Source organism: Tissierella sp. P1 (assembly GCF_002266425.1).
In the GTDB taxonomy this organism is placed as follows: domain Bacteria; phylum Bacillota; class Clostridia; order Tissierellales; family Tissierellaceae; genus Tissierella; species Tissierella carlieri.
This window is the reverse complement of record NZ_NPMN01000023.1, coordinates 1-17,642: the sequence shown is the minus strand read 5'-3', so window position 1 is coordinate 17,642 and position 17,642 is coordinate 1. Positions and strand designations below refer to the sequence as shown.

The 17,642-nt window shown below is 29.3% G+C and carries 18 protein-coding genes; 1 reads left to right on the top strand and 17 read right to left on the bottom strand.

Annotated features, from left to right (window positions below):
* Nucleotides 1-31: 31 nt before the first annotated feature.
* The 3 genes from CIW83_RS15550 to CIW83_RS24460 are packed head-to-tail and all read right to left on the bottom strand — an operon-like array spanning nucleotide 32 to nucleotide 2,271.
* Entirely contained in the window at nucleotides 32-832 is an 801-nt protein-coding gene (locus CIW83_RS15550; protein WP_094902867.1) for an AraC family transcriptional regulator, read from the bottom strand.
* Nucleotides 833-875: 43 nt separating this feature from the next.
* Complete coding sequence (locus tag CIW83_RS24465) at nucleotides 876-1,265, bottom strand: serpin family protein (protein ID WP_094902865.1); 390 nt, start codon at nucleotides 1,263-1,265, stop codon at nucleotides 876-878.
* Entirely contained in the window at nucleotides 1,192-2,271 is a 1,080-nt protein-coding gene (locus CIW83_RS24460) for a serpin family protein (protein ID WP_094902863.1), read from the bottom strand. Before CIW83_RS24460 ends, CIW83_RS24465 begins: the two co-directional genes overlap by 74 nt.
* A gap of 253 nt (nucleotides 2,272-2,524) precedes the next feature.
* Here CIW83_RS24460 and CIW83_RS15535 point away from each other — a divergent pair, with 253 nt between their 5' ends.
* Nucleotides 2,525-3,424, top strand: a complete 900-nt coding sequence (locus CIW83_RS15535; protein ID WP_094902861.1) for an effector binding domain-containing protein — start codon at nucleotides 2,525-2,527, stop codon at nucleotides 3,422-3,424.
* Nucleotides 3,425-3,542: 118 nt separating this feature from the next.
* On the opposite strand, the gene helD is transcribed toward CIW83_RS15535, so the two are convergent.
* The 14 genes from helD to CIW83_RS22335 form a co-directional block, all read right to left on the bottom strand.
* Nucleotides 3,543-5,795, bottom strand: a complete 2,253-nt coding sequence (gene helD, locus CIW83_RS15530) for an RNA polymerase recycling motor HelD (protein WP_094902859.1) — start codon at nucleotides 5,793-5,795, stop codon at nucleotides 3,543-3,545.
* A gap of 235 nt (nucleotides 5,796-6,030) precedes the next feature.
* Nucleotides 6,031-6,891 carry a DUF89 domain-containing protein gene (locus CIW83_RS15525; RefSeq protein WP_094902857.1) on the bottom strand — a complete coding sequence of 287 codons (861 nt, stop codon included), beginning with the start codon at nucleotides 6,889-6,891 and terminating at the stop codon, nucleotides 6,031-6,033.
* 40 nt (nucleotides 6,892-6,931) lie between these two features.
* Nucleotides 6,932-7,699, bottom strand: coding sequence for a nitroreductase family protein (locus CIW83_RS15520; protein WP_201259932.1), 768 nt, complete (start codon nucleotides 7,697-7,699; stop codon nucleotides 6,932-6,934).
* Between the two features lie 25 nt (nucleotides 7,700-7,724).
* Nucleotides 7,725-8,057, bottom strand: coding sequence for a hypothetical protein (locus CIW83_RS23120; protein WP_201259931.1), 333 nt, complete (start codon nucleotides 8,055-8,057; stop codon nucleotides 7,725-7,727).
* 59 nt (nucleotides 8,058-8,116) lie between these two features.
* Nucleotides 8,117-8,800, bottom strand: coding sequence for a metallophosphoesterase (locus CIW83_RS23115; RefSeq protein ID WP_201259930.1), 684 nt, complete (start codon nucleotides 8,798-8,800; stop codon nucleotides 8,117-8,119).
* Between the two features lie 377 nt (nucleotides 8,801-9,177).
* Complete coding sequence (locus tag CIW83_RS15510; RefSeq protein WP_094902853.1) at nucleotides 9,178-9,528, bottom strand: DUF2200 domain-containing protein; 351 nt, start codon at nucleotides 9,526-9,528, stop codon at nucleotides 9,178-9,180.
* Between the two features lie 166 nt (nucleotides 9,529-9,694).
* Nucleotides 9,695-10,501, bottom strand: coding sequence for an alpha/beta fold hydrolase (locus tag CIW83_RS15505; RefSeq protein ID WP_094902851.1), 807 nt, complete (start codon nucleotides 10,499-10,501; stop codon nucleotides 9,695-9,697).
* A gap of 228 nt (nucleotides 10,502-10,729) precedes the next feature.
* Nucleotides 10,730-11,683, bottom strand: coding sequence for a phosphotransferase (locus CIW83_RS15500; RefSeq protein WP_094902849.1), 954 nt, complete (start codon nucleotides 11,681-11,683; stop codon nucleotides 10,730-10,732).
* A 990-nt stretch (nucleotides 11,684-12,673) separates the two neighbouring features.
* Nucleotides 12,674-12,820 (bottom strand): hypothetical protein, encoded by a 147-nt coding sequence (locus tag CIW83_RS22340; RefSeq protein WP_158220146.1) that lies wholly within the window; start codon nucleotides 12,818-12,820, stop codon nucleotides 12,674-12,676.
* A gap of 171 nt (nucleotides 12,821-12,991) precedes the next feature.
* Nucleotides 12,992-13,747: a bifunctional 2-polyprenyl-6-hydroxyphenol methylase/3-demethylubiquinol 3-O-methyltransferase UbiG gene (locus CIW83_RS15495; RefSeq protein ID WP_094902847.1), complete on the bottom strand. Its 756-nt coding sequence runs from the start codon at nucleotides 13,745-13,747 to the stop codon at nucleotides 12,992-12,994.
* Nucleotides 13,748-13,771: 24 nt separating this feature from the next.
* Nucleotides 13,772-14,098 carry a MazG nucleotide pyrophosphohydrolase domain-containing protein gene (locus tag CIW83_RS15490; protein ID WP_094902845.1) on the bottom strand — a complete coding sequence of 109 codons (327 nt, stop codon included), beginning with the start codon at nucleotides 14,096-14,098 and terminating at the stop codon, nucleotides 13,772-13,774.
* 187 nt (nucleotides 14,099-14,285) lie between these two features.
* Nucleotides 14,286-14,570: a hypothetical protein gene (locus tag CIW83_RS15485; protein WP_094902843.1), complete on the bottom strand. Its 285-nt coding sequence runs from the start codon at nucleotides 14,568-14,570 to the stop codon at nucleotides 14,286-14,288.
* A 527-nt stretch (nucleotides 14,571-15,097) separates the two neighbouring features.
* On the bottom strand, nucleotides 15,098-16,714 hold the full coding sequence (locus tag CIW83_RS15480; RefSeq protein ID WP_094902841.1) for a recombinase family protein: 1,617 nt from the start codon (nucleotides 16,712-16,714) through the stop codon (nucleotides 15,098-15,100).
* 68 nt (nucleotides 16,715-16,782) lie between these two features.
* Nucleotides 16,783-16,926: a hypothetical protein gene (locus tag CIW83_RS22335; protein ID WP_158220145.1), complete on the bottom strand. Its 144-nt coding sequence runs from the start codon at nucleotides 16,924-16,926 to the stop codon at nucleotides 16,783-16,785.
* Nucleotides 16,927-17,642: the final 716 nt, after the last annotated feature.

Sequence of the window (17,642 nt, the reverse complement as noted above, 5' to 3'; positions counted from 1 at the left end):
TTTTTCTTTTATTATAAGGTGTTTTTCATAACTATACTTGCATATATCTGCTATTTTTTATTATTATTCTTGGACTCATTCCTAATTTATCACGAACACTATTAGTAAAATGAGAAGAACTACTAAATCCAGCTTCTATTGCTGCATCAGTGATACTCATTCCATTAAGTATTAGGTAAAAAGCCCTTTCTACTTTTTTATGGAGAATATAACTAGTTAAGGATATACCTATTTCCTCTTTAAACAAATGAGATAATCTACTTTCTGATAAAAAAATTACATTGCTTAATTCTTTAACTGATAATCTATCTAATGGATAAGTTTCTATATATTTTAAAATTTCCTGTATGCGACTATCTATTGTATGATCCAAATAAAAATTTGATAATCCCAGAATTTCTCTAAACTTTTTTATAAACTCATTATATTCAATCAAACCAGATTTCTCTGAGGTTGATTGAATATCAAGTTTAACAATATCATTTATTTCTTCCTCACCTACTAAATATACTTCTTTTTCATGTAAAAATTTTCTTTTTATTGACTCTCCAAATATAGATTCTGGATTAATTAATAGGTACAATTGCCACTCATTATATCCGTGTAACTTATGACTAATATTAGAATCTAAAATAATTCCTTTTGTATAAAAAGAATCTTCTTCTGTAGTAATGTAGAAATCTTGTTCAAGTCCAATAGTTATCTGGATATAATTATGGCTATGATAAGAAGTATCTACCTTATCTGTAACAAAAGCAATGTGGTCGTCAGAGTGAAATAGAATTAATTGATTATTTAATATTTTGATTGAACTTAATTTATTAATCACCATTAAATATACTCCTCTCAAAAAACATATTATAACTAAATAAATCTTACTCTATATTTGGGTTGTTTATAATTCCGATAAATAAAGGTGAAACTTCTACATCTGTTATTGCAAATATAAAGGGTCTATTTAATATCATTTCAGCTCTTCCATTTGGCTGGGCTGCTCCATCATAGTCTATTTTTGTATAGGCTGTTGCCTCTACACCCTTTTCATCAATAGATATAGTTGAACTTTGATTGATATCTGAAATAAATAACGGTTTGGTATCAGAAAGAGAAGTAAAATCAGAAATCTCTTGAAAAATCTCTTTTATTCCCAATTCTTCACAAATATCTTTTAATTTAAGCTTCGATAAAAACTTAAAATTTAGGAATTTTAAATATAACCTCTCCCATCTTCCTCTTATCTGTTGATAATGAGTTAATAGCTTCATCTAATAACTGCGGGTCTGATATGATATCAAATGGAGATAATCCCTCATCAGGTAAAATAAATATCATTCTGCCGTTGTTTTTTAAATTAAGATGAGAAACAGTATAACCATCAACTCCTACAAAACTATGACTTCCGTATTTCATATTCATAAAGTCAGATTTAACTATATTTCCATCTTCAAGGTAAAATTCATCTTCTTTTGTATCATTAATATTAAATCGATCTACCCACTCATCATAAAAATATATGGTGCTTACTAATGTCATAACATCATCTTGATTTAAAGAAAAGTCATCATAACGATTTTTAAGTTTTCCACCTATTTGATTTGATACCCATTTACTAATCTTTTTAGAACTTTCATTATCATTAAAATCAAGACTAAAAGAGCTAGCATAGTAATCTTTTGCCAATAAATCTAGTGTATTAATGTTAAACCTCACATCCTTATTTAACCATATAGAATTGCCAAGACTTAATTTCCCTATTTCATTATGATAATAAAGTTTTCTAAATAATTTACCAGTTTCACTTCTTACCATATCAATACTATCCATGTTCAACACTCGTAAAATCTCTTCTTGAGTCTCTCCATTGGCTGTTTCAGCAGCCATAGATAAAGCCATATATAAGCTTATTGGAGAGTATAGGCTATTTATATCCTTATCTGTCCTACTCAGTACTAATGAGGATGATTTAATTGAAAACTTACCAAGTTCTTTTAGAAAGTTCTCGTCTATATCTTCTCTCCTTTTTACTTGTTCATCAAAATCTTCAAATCCAATTTTTTTTGGATATATTGGTTTTGCTATGGTATTAATATTTATTCTATTATCTCTCAAGAGAAATTTAGATAGAATTATCCCTATAACTACGATTATTGCAGCAATTTTAAAAATCTTTTTAGATCCTTTTATATTTAGTGTCTTATTTACAGTTGATTCTTTTAGGGGTTTATCACTTTCCATATAATTATTGGCTTCTTTATGTAATTTTCTAAACATAATCTACATCCCCTTTATTCATTATATTTTTATCACTGAATAACCTTCTTTATAGTCAGTTTAATTTTCACATGACAGATTGTCAAGTACAATAAGAAAAGCTTCTATCCTAGATAAAATCTAACTAAAAATCAGATACTATCATTTATCTTAATTATTCACTATCTTAGCAAAGTAGGAAAAGGATTTTATCGGTAAATATGTTAACATATAATTATCGTACGAAAATTAACTTTTTAAAGGAGGGATCCTCTTGGACTATGTAGATTTAATCCAAAATACCATAGATTATATTGACAACAACATTAATGAAAAAATAACAGTTAATAAGCTGGCAGAAATTGCGGGCTTTTCTACCTATCATTATTATAGGGTATTCCATAGTTTTGTTGGGATTCCCGTTATGGAATATGTAACAAGGCGAAAGCTTCAATATGCTCTTTCTGAACTTAGTAATAATAAAAAGGTATTTGATATCGCCTTGGATTTAGGATTTGAAACCCATGCAGGATTTACAAAGGCCTTTAAGAAATGTTTTGGATATACACCAAGCTTTTATAGAATACATGCACCAATAGGTTTTCCCCAAAAAGTAGATTTAAAGAAAATTAAAGTAAATAAAATTGGAGGTATCATAATGCAACCTAAAATAATAAATAGAGATTCTTTTAAAATAGTAGGATATGAGTTTAAAACAACCCTGAGAAATAATGCTCATTCCAGAGATATTCCTGCCTTTTGGGATCAATGTAATATAGAAGGTAAGGAAGCACATTTATATAGAACACAAAACCCCCCTAGACACGGAGAATACGGAATTTGTGTAAATACCAATATGGAAACCGATGAATTTTCTTATGTACTAGGCATAGAAGTCACTAACTTTAATCATGTAACTAATGAAATGTGTACACTTGAAGTACCAGCCGCAACCTATGCTGTTTTCACAACTCCTGCTGTAGATTCAAATGATGATAGCTTTGTAAATTCAATCAAAGGCACCTGGAAATATATACTTGAAGAATGGTTCCCAAATTCTGGCTATGAAATTGATGACTCAAAGCTAGATTTTGAATTCTATGATGAGCGTTGTCATTCTTGGGAATATGAAAAAATATGTATGGATATTTATATTCCAATAAAAAGGAGATAAAAAGAAGAAGAATCCCATAATAAGAGAGATATCCCTATTAAAAGTGATATCTCTCTTATTATACATTACATATATAATCATACTATTTATTAGAGAAATATAGTTTTAATATAAATAACTATTGCGTGATGACTTCTTCTAGCAATGGCGTACACTCTCCAGAATAGTATATACATAAAATATGAAGTGCTCTGGTACAAGCGGTATAGAGAAGCAGCCTTTCCTCCTCACAGTAGTAATTCCCATTTCCTACATTATAAATAAGCACAACATCAAATTCTAATCCCTTAGCAAGATATGCCGGTATTACCAAAGTATCACTAACATATCCATCATCGTCTTTCCTTATGGCTTTAATATGAATCTTCTCTTTTAAAAAATTATATACCTCAGATGTTTCCTTTATAGTTCTTGTTATTATTCCAATGGATTTATAACCTTTATCCTTATATGTCCTTATATCCTCAAGAATCCTTTCTTTTATGGCCTCTTCATCTGGGAATCCAAGAAATAAAGGTCTCTCTCCACTTCTTTGTATGCCTTCGTCTATAATTTCATTATTTAGCAGCTTTCTGGAAAATTCAGTGATTTCCTTTGTGGACCTATAGCTTTTGGTTAAATTCATTATACAAGTATTACTCTGAGAAAATATATGAGAGATATTATTATAATTTCCTACATTCATAAACGGATTAATGGATTGATTTAAATCACCCAATATAGTCATATTTGCAGACTCAAAAAGCTGATAAAAGATTTCATACTGAAGTGGTGTATAGTCCTGAGCCTCATCAATAATAACATATTTAATTTCTGAGGTTTTAGGAATGTCTCCTAATGCAATTTTCAGATATAAAAGTATAATCTGATCTTCGTAGTATAATCTATTAGCATTCAAGTTTTCTAATGTATATCTTCTGATTTTCTCAATCTTATCCTCAGCATATTCAATATTTAAACTTCTATAAAAAAATTCTAGATTTTCAAATAAATCTCTATAGATATTTTCTAAATTTAACTCAGTTATTCTATTGATTTCATTATATATATCCGCCATTTCCTCATTTACTAAAGTTATACTATCTCTTAAAAGCTCCACATGATTTATATAATTTCCAGTACCTTTTAATTCCTCCATGATTTCTTCCGATCTATGTTTTTTATATGGTTCCATAAGAAAAAATATTCTATTTTTTATCTTTTTAAGCCTCCTTTTTAGAGGAAGCTTTATATCCTCTTGGAAAAAAAGCTCTTCTAAGGCATCAGCAGAGGCTATCAATTGATCCCTGAAAAATATATCTCTAAAATCTCTATTTTTCCTTTCCGCATATAATACATAATATTTTAATATATTCATAAATTCTACAGTAGATTTATACCGTATATTATCAATTCTATTTTGATAATTTGGCGTCTCCTTTACATCCAAAATATATTCCATCATTTCACAATAATCTTCCTTTGAAAATTCATTACCTAGAGCTTTATGCATATATTCCTTAAATGTTGTCTGATACATATTATCTTCTCCAAGCTCTGGCAATACATTAGAAATATAATCATTAAAGATTTCATTAGGTGAGAAAATCACTATGTTTTGAGGGGTTATCTTCTCTCTATATCTATATAATAAATATGCAATTCTATGAAGAGCGATGGAGGTTTTTCCACTCCCCGCAGGACCTTGAACAATGAGAATTTTATATTCTTCATCACGGATTACTCTATTCTGTTCTCTTTGAATTGTTGTCACTATGGTCTTCATCTTACTATCAGTACTCTTACTCAATATATTCTGAAGTATCTCATCGTCTATTTTGAGATTACTGTCAAACATGTATTCAATTTTTCCATTATTGATTTTATATTGTCTTTTCAGAGTAAGCTCCCCTTCTATAATTCCTTCAGGGCATGTATAACCAGCTTCTCCGATTTCACAATCATAAAACATACTAGAAATAGGAGCTCTCCAATCATATATAAGGAAGTCAATATTATCATTGATAAGATTTGAAATTCCAATATAACACTTCTCTGCTTTGCTGTCTTCCTTTTCAATAAAATCAATTCTTCCAAAATAGGGTGAAGAAAGCATTCTTTCGTATTTCTCTTGAAGCCTTCTGGTTGATTCATGGCTTATCTTTTGTGTTTTCATAAAACTGATAAATTGCATAAAATCTGCAATTTGATCTAATCCATTTGCTATAGAAACTGAGCCTATTTCATCCCATAGCTCCTTTTGCGTCCTAATTGCATCCTCTTTAATTTTTTCTTTAAAATCTCTATTTTTATCATACTGTTTATGAATCTCAACAAGCACATCCTTCAACCATTCCTCTTCAATCTTCCATTCAAAATCATCTCTATTCACAGTATAACCTCCTTATAATAGATAATTTAATAAATTTTTTAAAAAACTATTGACATTGCTTTTAAAAAGATATATAATATAATTGGGTATAAGTAAATATTTATTAAAAGTGCCAATATAGATTTATATTATCACTTTTGTTTTGTTATGTCAATAAAAAAGACATTTGTCGCTAAGCAAATGTCTTTTTCTTATGTACTATCCATTTCTATAAAGGATAAAAATATTCTTTATTCTAATAATTTGTAAGAACATAATCCATTCGTTTACACCCAATAGCAAAAGCAACTGAACTACATTTTGCTCTCAATAGATAAAAAATATTCTTATCTTTAATATCACTCAATGTTTCAAAATTTGCTTGTCCTTTACTTATAATAAGATCTGCCTTACTAAATTCCCTCTTAAATGTACTTGAACAATCTTTTAAAATCGTTCCTTGGGCAGAATGACCATTATCAATAACTTTTACTAAATCTACAACTCCTGTGCTTATTGCATCATCCATAGTCGCATCATTAACTATTGGACCTCCTTTCACCACATAAGTAACTTTGCTTGTTGGAAGTCTCTCTAATAGAAATTTATCAAATATGATTTCACCTGAGTTATCAGCAATGTACATAATATTATCTGCCTTTTTTACGGCTTCCCGAAGAGCTGCTGTTCCCGTACCAAATATACTATGTTTAATACTATCCTCAACAGATTTAACAATATCTGAAGGCTCTAGCTTTAATCCAGCTGAAAAATCTATAATATTTCCTGCAATAGCCAACCTACAGGCCATATCGAAGGGATTTTCTGCCTTATCTAACCATTTTTCTCCAATAATCCTATCATAAATCTCTTTAGCAATTTCATTGTATTGTTCCTTCAATCTTTTATATGGATCATTAATCCCAGTAATATTCTTAGCATGTTGATGCATCCTAAAAGCTATTTCAGGTGCTGTTTCATTGAAATCCATTTCTCCTAATTCTTTTAAAGATCTTTTTATTATTTCTTCTTGCATTGCAATATTGCTCGTTGATTCCTCAGCTATTTCTACTGCTTGTCTAGCAAGACAGCTAATACATTCACGTGATATTTTCATATATTTGTCTCCTAACAATGATATTTGGTGAACTTTCTTCTCATATTCCCTTCTCTAAAATTTCTATAGATGTTATATAATAATATCCTTTAGGAGGATTATCTAAAGCATCTTTATCAGAAATAAATATATAGTCTTCTCCTAAATACTTAGCTGCTATACATAAATGGCAAATTCCTATACCCATATCTATTTGATTCAGCCTATTATATATAATTCCTTTGATTAAATTTGATTTAACACAATATGCATGAATCTTATTTTCATCTACTTTAAAATACCAAGGTTGGCTATTTACTGCAGATGGTGCTAGACGAACTGCCTCTAGCAATTCATCTTTTTCTCCATTATTTCTTATTTCTGCAATTGCTTTTCGCTTAAACTCTGATAGATTATCTCTATGTATATTCTCTGCTGGTTTCCCAAATGCTAAAGCAATAATATAATTTAATTTAGATTCATTTGCTATTTCCTTCTTAGGTTGTGTCAACCCTGCCCAACAGCTCCCTATTCCATTAGCTGATAAAAACAAGTCTACTTGTTGAAGCATAAATCCTGCATTTGTTATATGCTTTTCTTTCTCTTCAGAATATACTAGGAGATAGTAAGGTGCTTTAATGGGAAATAAATTTCTAACTACTTCTCCTGTTACAATTTTCATTTGAACTTCTATATTTTCATACATAGGCTTTAGATTACTAATATAATCTAAAAGTTCTTGAATAATATTATTATCAAGTGATGATAAGTCATATTTTCTAATAGATTTCCTTTTGAAGATTATATCGTAAAAATTGTTATAGTCCACTCCTATCTCTCCTCCTTTATACATTTTAAAGTTTAAGATTCTCGTTTCGCACCCATCCAATTACTCCATCATTTTTTACTAGAGTTATTTCATTAGCCTTTTCTATGATTGAAACTATACTGCCTTTTTCTGCATCGATAAAGTAATCTGTACAATCATAGCACCTTATACCATCTTTAGCTTTAAAAATTTTATCATTCTTAATTAAAAGATTATGACCTGAAGATACATGCTTGCAAAGGCTAAATTCTTCTCCTTCTTTAAGTATATCAATTAGATTATCAATCCAAGTAATTTGAATAGTATTCTTATTTGAATATTGAGTTTTTATTATCTCTCCTTTTAATAAATCATCCACCGAATCAAAAGTAATATTATCACCATCTATAATTAGTGCATTTAACTGCCCCTCTGTCTTTATGGCATTTCCGCATCTATACTTATAATCTTTTGCTCTTCATTTATAATGGGATTACAGCAACCTTTTTCTATTCCATAGTTTGCTGTTGGCCAATGCCCTACCACAACATATTTTGAAAAAAATAAATTTTCATTCATAAAGGCATCTCGTTTTATGACCTTATTTATCTCATTCTTTTCTAAATCTTCAGTTGTAATGCCAGCGTGAGCAAATATATAATCTTCTGTTTCAATTATATGTGGTAATTTCTCTAAGTAATCTAACTCCATAACGAAATTCAATCTTAATTGTTCATTGATAAAAGCCATGTCTGATTTTTCATTAACTTCAATAGAAAGAGCATTACACATCTCATTTAATAGGCTGTTCTTTCTAAACAACATATATTTTAGGAGACTGTCATTATCAACTTCATACTTTATATCTTCCCACAAAACATCACAGTTTCCTGTGACTACATAAACCTCTTGTTCATTAGATAGCTGAATAATATATCTTAAAGTTTCTAAACTATTTTCACCTTTTTCAATTAAATCTCCAACCAAAATCAAAACATCATCTTTTGTATAATTAACTTTCTCTAATAGCTTTTTAAAGAGCTTTAGATTCCCATGTATATCACTTATGACGATAATTCTCCTATTTTTATAAAGAGTAATTTTTTCGACTTTAGCTTTCATTTAGCCATCTCCTAACATTCAAGTATTTTTATCTATATTACTTTAACTTACTATATTAATAGAATTAATGCTAAAAAACCTATTTAATAATGATTATACCTTATCTAAAGTAACTTAGAGTAATAATTTCTATTGAACAGCAAAATTCTCTATGCTATATTCAAGATATAGGAGGAATAAGATGGATGAAATTAAGCTAAGTGTACAGGAATTGCATAAAAAACAAGCAATCAATAATTTTAATGCTACATGGGATTTAATTGATAAAACTCATAGGACTAGAGAAGATAATATAAAAATGATACGCATAGCTCATGCTTCGAAATTTCATTGGGGTGAGATTGGAACTCCTATTGAATTTGCAAAATCGGTTTTAATTATTTTCGCAAAATCTTATCCATTGCTTTTCCCTTTGCTAATTCATCAATCAGTTTATCTAAATAGCGAATTTCCTGCATAGTTGGTTCTTGGATATCTTCCACTCGGATACCGCAGACCACACCTTTGATTAAATCCCGGGAAGGATTCAGTTGGGGTGCTTCCGCAAAGAATGTCTCAAGGTCTATCTGTTTTTCCAGTTGCATTTCTAACTCTTTCTGGCTATATCCTGTCAACCAACGAATGATTTCATCAACTTCTGTTTTCGTACGTCCTTTTTTCTCTGCCTTAGTAACATAAAGGGGATAGACCCTCGCTACACTCATTGTATATATATTATGTTTGGTCATGATACATCCTCCCTTGCACGATTTTCTTTATTATATCATGAAGAATAATCAAGTTAAAGAAAAGCTGCCTTTGTTTTTTACCCATAAATCAACCTATTCTGTTTTAATGGTTTCTGTAAGAGAAATCATATCAGTTTGACTCGCAAAACTTATTTAAGAAATATTTCTAAGATATGAGAAATTTTAGTACTTGCTGATTAAAATCCTTAGCCTCTTCATATGCCCCATGTCCAAGACCTTTATACAAAATCAGTCTGCTTTTATCTATTCTCTCAGCCATTTCCTTGCTTGCACTTTCTCCTACAATTTTATCGCTATCACCGCCTATTACTAAAGTAGAACATTTGATTTTATCTAATTCATCATAAGCATTATGATGAAGACACGCATTCGCCTGAACAATGAATCTGTTAAAATTTTTTGGTTTCCCAAATTTTGTGACAATGGGATAAAACACTCTATATTTTTTAAGTTTATCCTCTGTAAAGGTTTTTTCCATAGTATCTATAATTAGATTTCTATAATCACTATTCTCAGCCAATGTTATCCAATTTTTTATAGCTTTCTGCATAATATCATTCTGCTTCGAAACAGATACCCCTATAACGAGTTTATCTACCATTTCAGGGTAATCAATAGCAAAGTATTGAGATATCATCCCTCCTTGTGAAATACCCATTATATAAGCATTTTTTATGCCTAAGTTCTTCATGGCAATCTTTTGATCTTCTGCCATATCTCTAGTTGAATATCCTTCTTCAATATGATTCTTTCTACTAAAAACATATACTTTATATTCCTTAGCAAATAGTTTATACATCATTGCAAGCAATATTTTTGTTCCTTTGACAGTTTTTAATCCATCTCCTAATCCTGGTATAATAATAAAAGATTTTTGTCCCCTACCAAATGCGATATAATCCATATCCGTTCTACCGACCTTTACCTTCCCCTCTTCTGCTCCATAAAACATTATAATATCCCCCTCATTTAATAATATAATCCCTTTTTTAGGATTTCAACATACTTCCTAAGTTCTTCCATATAACAGTCCTTAATATCATTAATATTAGTATATTGGTCTGCCTCTTTAATAAATTTTTCATTAAGCCCCTTTAGAACCCACTTTATAATATTTAAAACCCTTTCCCTTTCCCACTTTGATTCTGGTATTTCAGCACATTTGATGAGGCTTACATCACTATAAATTCATTGTCTCGATGATTTCTTCTTCAATTCTTTCGATCCAATCACGTGGAATATTTTCCTTGTTTATCAATGCCAACATTACTGCTATATCTGCTATTTTTGATAGTTTATACCAATCATCAGGTAATGTCCTTTGGCTCATAGCGTTATAGCCCTTAGCAAAATTACCTTTCATTTTATCATCTATATATTGAGAATAATTCTCTCTGCTTCTAAAAAGTTTCCCAATATCATAATAACATGGTACAGAAAAACAATATTCAAAATCAATAAACCATGGTGATTCATATACATCTATAAGAATATTGGAGGGGATAAAATCCCCATGACAGAATACATTTTTTTCAGATATTCGTTCTATTAAGTGGCGATTAGTGTCTATGAAATGTCCTAAATCTCGCTTTACCTTTTCATTCAAATGTTTTCCTGGCATTCCATCAAGAAAAAATTCATATTGATTTTTAAATTGTGTTATTTGATTCTTAATACATAAATCAACATTTAATAATGCCGTATAAGTGTATTCCTTTCCATGTAGTAACGCAAGCATGCTTCCGATTTCATAGGCAACATTGCTTGAGAAACCTTTGTTTTTGGACACATATTCTCTTAATGTAAATCCGTCAATGTATTGAAAAATCGCATAAGTATTATCAATTATGCCCTTACTGTTATCAAAATGTAGTACCTCGGGAACTTTAATAATATTGTGAGCGTACTTATAAGCGGCTATTTCAATATCGCTATGGTCATTGTCTTTAGGATAAACTTTAAGTAAATACTTTTTGTTTCTAGATTCAATTATATAATTGCTTGTACTCATTCCAGCTATAATTGGGACTATATTTTGAATTAGAAGTCGGTTATTATATTTAGAAAAAATAGAATGAATATTTTCTGTGTCTACAGATTCAAAATCAAATAATCTATAGTTATTTTGTGACATGTAATCACCTCACCTAATATAAATAATCATTACTTCAACATTGTTTACTAGTTCGTCATAACCAGTCTACTGATATACGGCAATTATATCATAATTTAGAAAACTACACCTAATAATTAAATGTAGTTTTCAACTATATCCTTTTGGAACAGTAATTTCTAGTAGCTTGCAGAAGTTCCTCAATGAATTCTTTACCATCCCTTATGATACACTTACCAAATAATTGCTTTCCAGTTCCTTTCATATCTATATTCTACGTCTAGCTTGAACATCTATTTCAGTCGTATAGCTTTCATTCTTTCAACCTCTATTATATTTATTAAAATTTCTTTTCTACTCTTATTAGTCTCTCATGACTCATTTATGCATAGATATGATTCCATGCCTCCAAACTCAATTTTTTATGATACACACCTTATTTTTTTTCATAAAAATAAGGCGTCCTGGTTAAAAGACACCTTAATAAACCTTGCCTAATATAGCAAGATAATTATTTATAATGTTTAAAGATATTTATTACCACCAACCACCATCGCCAACAAAATAAATGCTTAAAGCATTATATGGTGTCGTAACTTCTCATCAACATCTATTATTATATCATCATTTCATGCACTAATGTTTAACCATCCGATAATTGTAATATTGACGTACTTGCGCAAAAAATTTTAAACTTAAAGATAATTTAATATAACTTTTATTTTATAAAAATTATATGTTAATTTTTTAATTAATTTATTCAAGACATTAGTTTTCTAGCTATAAATTTTAATACCTTTTTCTAATACATCTGCAAAACATTGAATAGATGGACCAAGAGTTTCTAACCATTGTTTAGTAGATTCATCATTTTTAAAATGCAAGGGTTCTTTTCTTATTTCTATAACTTTTTCTAAAACACTAGAATCTGAACATAAATTATTTTCTAAAGCCTACTCGCCAGCTGATGTTTTCCCAATAATTTTCCCAGTTTCTAATGTATATAAACATCTAGCTATATCTAACATCCAGCCTGCCGAATATAAGCTTTGGTCTGTTTTTACAGCATAAGTTCCTATTGATTGCAGATATAACTTCTTCCTTCTTTGGATAATCAACTAAGTCTCTAATATCTAATATGTTAATACTCTTTTCCATAAATATTCACCCTTATATTGCATTATCCTCAAAAGACTTATCATAAATTTAAATTTAGATTATAGATATTTTCCAATACCCATGATAGCATTAAGCCGTAAAATTTATAGGATGCGAGCCAACTTAACTTGATGCAATGTTTGTTTTACTCAACTACATAAATAAAATTAACTAATTCTTCTTTGCTATAATTGTGAACTCTCCTGGTACATTCTCATTTGTCCAAGATGGATGTTCATCAAATCTATTAAGAATAAATCCATTTTCAATAACTGCATTAATGATTTCACTAATGGTATATTTCCTATAACTACATAAAGGCATATGTCTGCGAATCTCATCGGGAAAAAATCTTGCATGAGCCATTTCACCTTCAAATACATCTGTTGAAAAATAACTCATTGTTGGTTGTTCTAACTCTAGAATATCCGATACCTTTTGAAATGGATGAAAATCACTGCAAATCATTCTTCCATTTAGCTTTAAAAGCTGATACATTATTTTCATAAATTGGTCAATATCATGAAAATAATGTAGAATGCCTCCTTCCATAAAAACCACATCAAAATATTCTTCATATTTGTTCATGTCAATTTCCAGTACATCACCAACTACAAAATCAACATCAACATTAACTTCATCCGCAACTTCAAGTGCATACCTTTTATTATCCTCTGAAATATCAAAGATTGTAACTTCTGAACCTAAAATTGCTAATGGAATTGCTTTTTTACCACATGCCCCGCAAATATTAGCAATTTTAACACCTTCATACGTATCAAAATAGCGCACATATCTTTTTAACATTCTCATCGGATTTTCTAAATCTTTCTTAGCTCTATCAGATGGTTTTCCCGAAGTATTTACCCAAAAATCATATGCACTATATTCCCAAGCCTTTTTATTTTGTTCACTATAACCTATCATATAACCTCCTTAATAGATTGGAATTTACCAACGCTCCATATTTTTACAATGTTTTTCTAAATATACTTTCTCTAATTCTTCAGGTGAAATAGAATAACAAAGCATTATGTCATTAAAGTACATTAGAACATCGCACAATTCCTCTACAAAATGCTTCCTTGTCTCTTCATTATCCACAATCTGATTATCACCTTTTTTCTTGATTATATCTGCAACTTCACCTGCCTCAATCATCATCCATAATAATTGATTACGACCTTTATCTGGTGACAATATACCCCATTTATCCTTATACTTTTCCTGTAATTGCTTTTGAATTTTTTGCATCTCATTTAGCCCAAAAACATCCATATCAAATTCCTCCATGAAATTACTATTTATTAGGTGCTGAACAAGTAACTTTTGTGTCGCAATTTTCTACTAAGGATATTCGTTTGTTTAATCCTTTAATATCCATTTTCTGAATTACATTCAATATAACATTTAATTTTATTTAAATCAACATTTTGATTCGTGGAAAAATGCTACCCCTTAATCATTAATAATCAATCCCTGCTAAAAGAATATTATCATCTAATGATTCATTCTCTTCTTGATATTCAAATAGCAAACATAATACTTGCTGATACCAAGTCTTATATATATCTAATTTTTCTTCTAATGTTGCAGCATCTTCTAAATCTACTTCATTATTACTTTGAAGTATTATAAAATCCATGGTATCATAATCTTTATTCCTTAATACCATTTCAATTCTTGATATTTCCCGCTGAATATACTTAGTTTGTACTTCTATTAACTCTTTCTCTACACTTAATTTCATGCTATATTCCTTCTTTCCCTTATTATTATTGTTTTCTATATTACAATTAAAGTATTTCTCTATATATTCATATCCCTACTATCCATTATTTTTGTCCATTAATGATTTATGTCTCTTATTCTACCTTATTTTAGATATATAAAAAGACAACCTACTATTAGATCGCCTTTAACTAAACTACTCTTCTTATCTTCTCTATTTCCCTATCCTTTAGATATAAAATAAATTCTATCCTTTTACTTAAATCTATTAGATTTGGTTTTAGGGTTACTTATGATACGGTTCACCGTAACGGATATAACTGCGGTTTTTTGTTAAGTGTTATTGATAACTTATACTAATAAATATCAATTATACTTTATTTTTAGATATTTCTCCATATTAGTGAGATGTTTTCAAGATTGTTCGGTTTATATGTTATCTCATGCAGTTTATTCAATATATTTATGGCTGTTCATTATACAATAAGTGCCTATCTTAATGTTTAACTTTGTATTTATGTATCCAAGGTATTTCTATTAATTTTTTTATATAGCAATAGCAAAAACAAAAGAAGAGGAACCCTCATCATTCAAGGGTTCCTCCTTCAAATTATTATCCAATATTTTTCTTACATTTTCGTCAAATAGAATTTCTATTGTATCTATATGTTTCCTATCCTTTATCGTTATCTTGTTTATCATTAGTTGAAGTAATAATTTCTTTTCTTCAGATTGTGCTTGGTCAAGTAGATTATTGAAATTCATCATAACATTCCTCACGTATTCATATGGTATTTCTTCTGAATCATTATATTCTAACTCTTTGGATATTCTATTTATCATATTCTGACTTAACTGTATGTCATCATCTATTGTTTCTAGTCTTTCTACTAATACTTTTTTGTCTATTATTCCATCCTCGTATAATTCAAATATTTTATTTCTCTTGTCGCTTAAACCCTTTAGATTTATCTTGAAATTAGATAATTGTTCCTTTAATGGTCTTACTTTATCTGTCCTTGTCCTATTAATATTTTCAACTATATCTTTTAATATCTTTTCATTATCTAATATTTCATTTATTCTAGAAAATACATACTCCTCGGCATAATCTGCTCTTATACTATTTGACTTACATACTGCTGATCCTTTATTTGTAAAGTTACCACAATAATAATATCTAATTATTCTCTTAGTGCCATCTTTCAATATATTGACTGACTTTGAACTTACCATTGAAGCCCCACATTTTGGGCATTTCAATATCCCTGTAAGTGGATATGCTCCATCAAAAATTTTAGGTGACCTTTTCCCTTTAATTTCATATAGCTTTTGAACCTTGTCCCATGTTTCTTTACTTATTATTGGTTCATGACCACCATCTACTAACACATAATCTTCATTTTTCCCTTCCCTCCTTTTTGTTCCCCAATCAACATATCTGTTAAATCTTATTCTCCCAATATATAAAGGATTTTTAAGTATTTCTTTAACTCCGCTAACACTAAAGAAGTTCCCTCTTTTCGTCTTATAACCTTTATGATTGATTTCATTAGTTATTGCTTTTAACCCCTTACCTTGAGAATATAACTCAAATATTTCTTTAATTATAATTGCTTCTTCTTGTACGACTTCTAATCTTGTTTCACTATTGCTTGAATCTTTTATAGATTTGTATCCTAATACTTTCCCTCCATTCCATTTACCTTGTTTAGCCCTTTGTTTCATTCCTAATTTTACATTGTCTACTATAGTATCTCTCTCAAATTCTCCTATACTCGCTAGCATATTCATTAATAATTTACCTGCTGGTGTCGATGTTTCAAAAGGCTCTGTTACTGAACGAAATGAAACATCATTCTTTTCAAACCTTTCAACCATCTTCAATAGGTCTAAATGATTTCTAGCCAATCTATTAGTCTTCCATACAGCTACCTCATCGAATATTCCTTTAGATGAATCTTCTAACATTTCTTGTAGTGCCAATCGATTTTTTATAGACTTTCCACTTATACCTCTATCAACATATTCCTTTACTACTTCCTTTCCTTGACTTTCACAAATTTTTCTAACAGTCTCTAATTGAGCATCTATTGAAAATCCTTCTTCTGCCTGTTCTGCAGTCGAAACACGAGCATATATAGCAACCCTTATCTTTTCCATTTCTCTGTCTCACCTCTTATAATTTGTATATCATAACTCATTTATATAATATATCTTTGAAGACTTCTTTAATTCACTATATAATTATCCATCTGTTTTTCTAATATATTCTCGTTACAAGTCTCCTTATTTTTATTATCTTCTTTTACAGCTTTATATATTATTGAACCTATTAAGTTCACTATCAATTCATAGTTATTATCTTTTCTCATATCTTCTCCTACCTTATAAGTATCTTATTATTAATGAAATTACTTTAGGTTATTAGTTTATATTCTTACTTCAAATTCATCGCTTACTATGCAATATCTTTTTCTAAAAGATATTCTTAATCTTTTTATTAATCTCTTGGTATTATCATTTATATCTAGCATATTATCTAATGCAAATATCAGCTTACAAAATCATTCATAAATAATAGGACATACAAAATAGTATCTAGAGCCAATATATAAACGGGAAAATTTTCTTGGGAACGGAGTATCGGGATTTGAGACGGGATTTTTGTTTGTTGGAATTTCAAGAAAAAATATATAAAATCCCGTTTTTCCGAAAAGAAAAATCTTGTGACATATGAATTTTGGTTTTGATGTTAACTATTAACTTTACTCTAAATACTATGCATATATCTAGTTAAATAATAATTACTTAGAATATAGAAGGGTTAGAAAGTATTTTTATTCACATCTATACCTGTTAATATTCCTTATATTCTTAAATACTCCTAAAAATATTTTCTAACCCTTTAATTAGGAATTTCAGATTAATATCTATTTTTTCTTTCACTATATTCTCTCTCAAACAAATCTCCAACGGGAGAACGGGGGTTTTGTCTGTATTCCTTGCTATGACTCTTTTTAAATATTTTAGATTTCTGTCCATCATTTTTTCGCTGATAAATTTCCCCGTTTAAAAATTTATCTATTAA

Coding starts and splice junctions, on each gene's coding strand:
- CIW83_RS15485 (WP_094902843.1), bottom strand. CDS start 14,570: ATGAAATTAAGTGTAGAGAAAGAGTTAATAGAAGTACAAACTAAGTAT.
- CIW83_RS15550 (WP_094902867.1), bottom strand. CDS start 832: ATGGTGATTAATAAATTAAGTTCAATCAAAATATTAAATAATCAATTA.
- CIW83_RS22340 (WP_158220146.1), bottom strand. CDS start 12,820: ATGGAAAAGAGTATTAACATATTAGATATTAGAGACTTAGTTGATTAT.
- CIW83_RS15505 (WP_094902851.1), bottom strand. CDS start 10,501: ATGTTTTATGGAGCAGAAGAGGGGAAGGTAAAGGTCGGTAGAACGGAT.
- CIW83_RS24460 (WP_094902863.1), bottom strand. CDS start 2,271: ATGTTTAGAAAATTACATAAAGAAGCCAATAATTATATGGAAAGTGAT.
- CIW83_RS15510 (WP_094902853.1), bottom strand. CDS start 9,528: ATGACCAAACATAATATATATACAATGAGTGTAGCGAGGGTCTATCCC.
- CIW83_RS15500 (WP_094902849.1), bottom strand. CDS start 11,683: ATGTCACAAAATAACTATAGATTATTTGATTTTGAATCTGTAGACACA.
- CIW83_RS15490 (WP_094902845.1), bottom strand. CDS start 14,098: ATGGATGTTTTTGGGCTAAATGAGATGCAAAAAATTCAAAAGCAATTA.
- CIW83_RS15495 (WP_094902847.1), bottom strand. CDS start 13,747: ATGATAGGTTATAGTGAACAAAATAAAAAGGCTTGGGAATATAGTGCA.
- CIW83_RS24465 (WP_094902865.1), bottom strand. CDS start 1,265: ATGAAGCTATTAACTCATTATCAACAGATAAGAGGAAGATGGGAGAGG.
- CIW83_RS15480 (WP_094902841.1), bottom strand. CDS start 16,714: ATGGAAAAGATAAGGGTTGCTATATATGCTCGTGTTTCGACTGCAGAA.
- CIW83_RS22335 (WP_158220145.1), bottom strand. CDS start 16,926: ATGAGAAAAGATAATAACTATGAATTGATAGTGAACTTAATAGGTTCA.
- CIW83_RS23115 (WP_201259930.1), bottom strand. CDS start 8,800: ATGAAAGCTAAAGTCGAAAAAATTACTCTTTATAAAAATAGGAGAATT.
- CIW83_RS15525 (WP_094902857.1), bottom strand. CDS start 6,891: ATGAAAATATCACGTGAATGTATTAGCTGTCTTGCTAGACAAGCAGTA.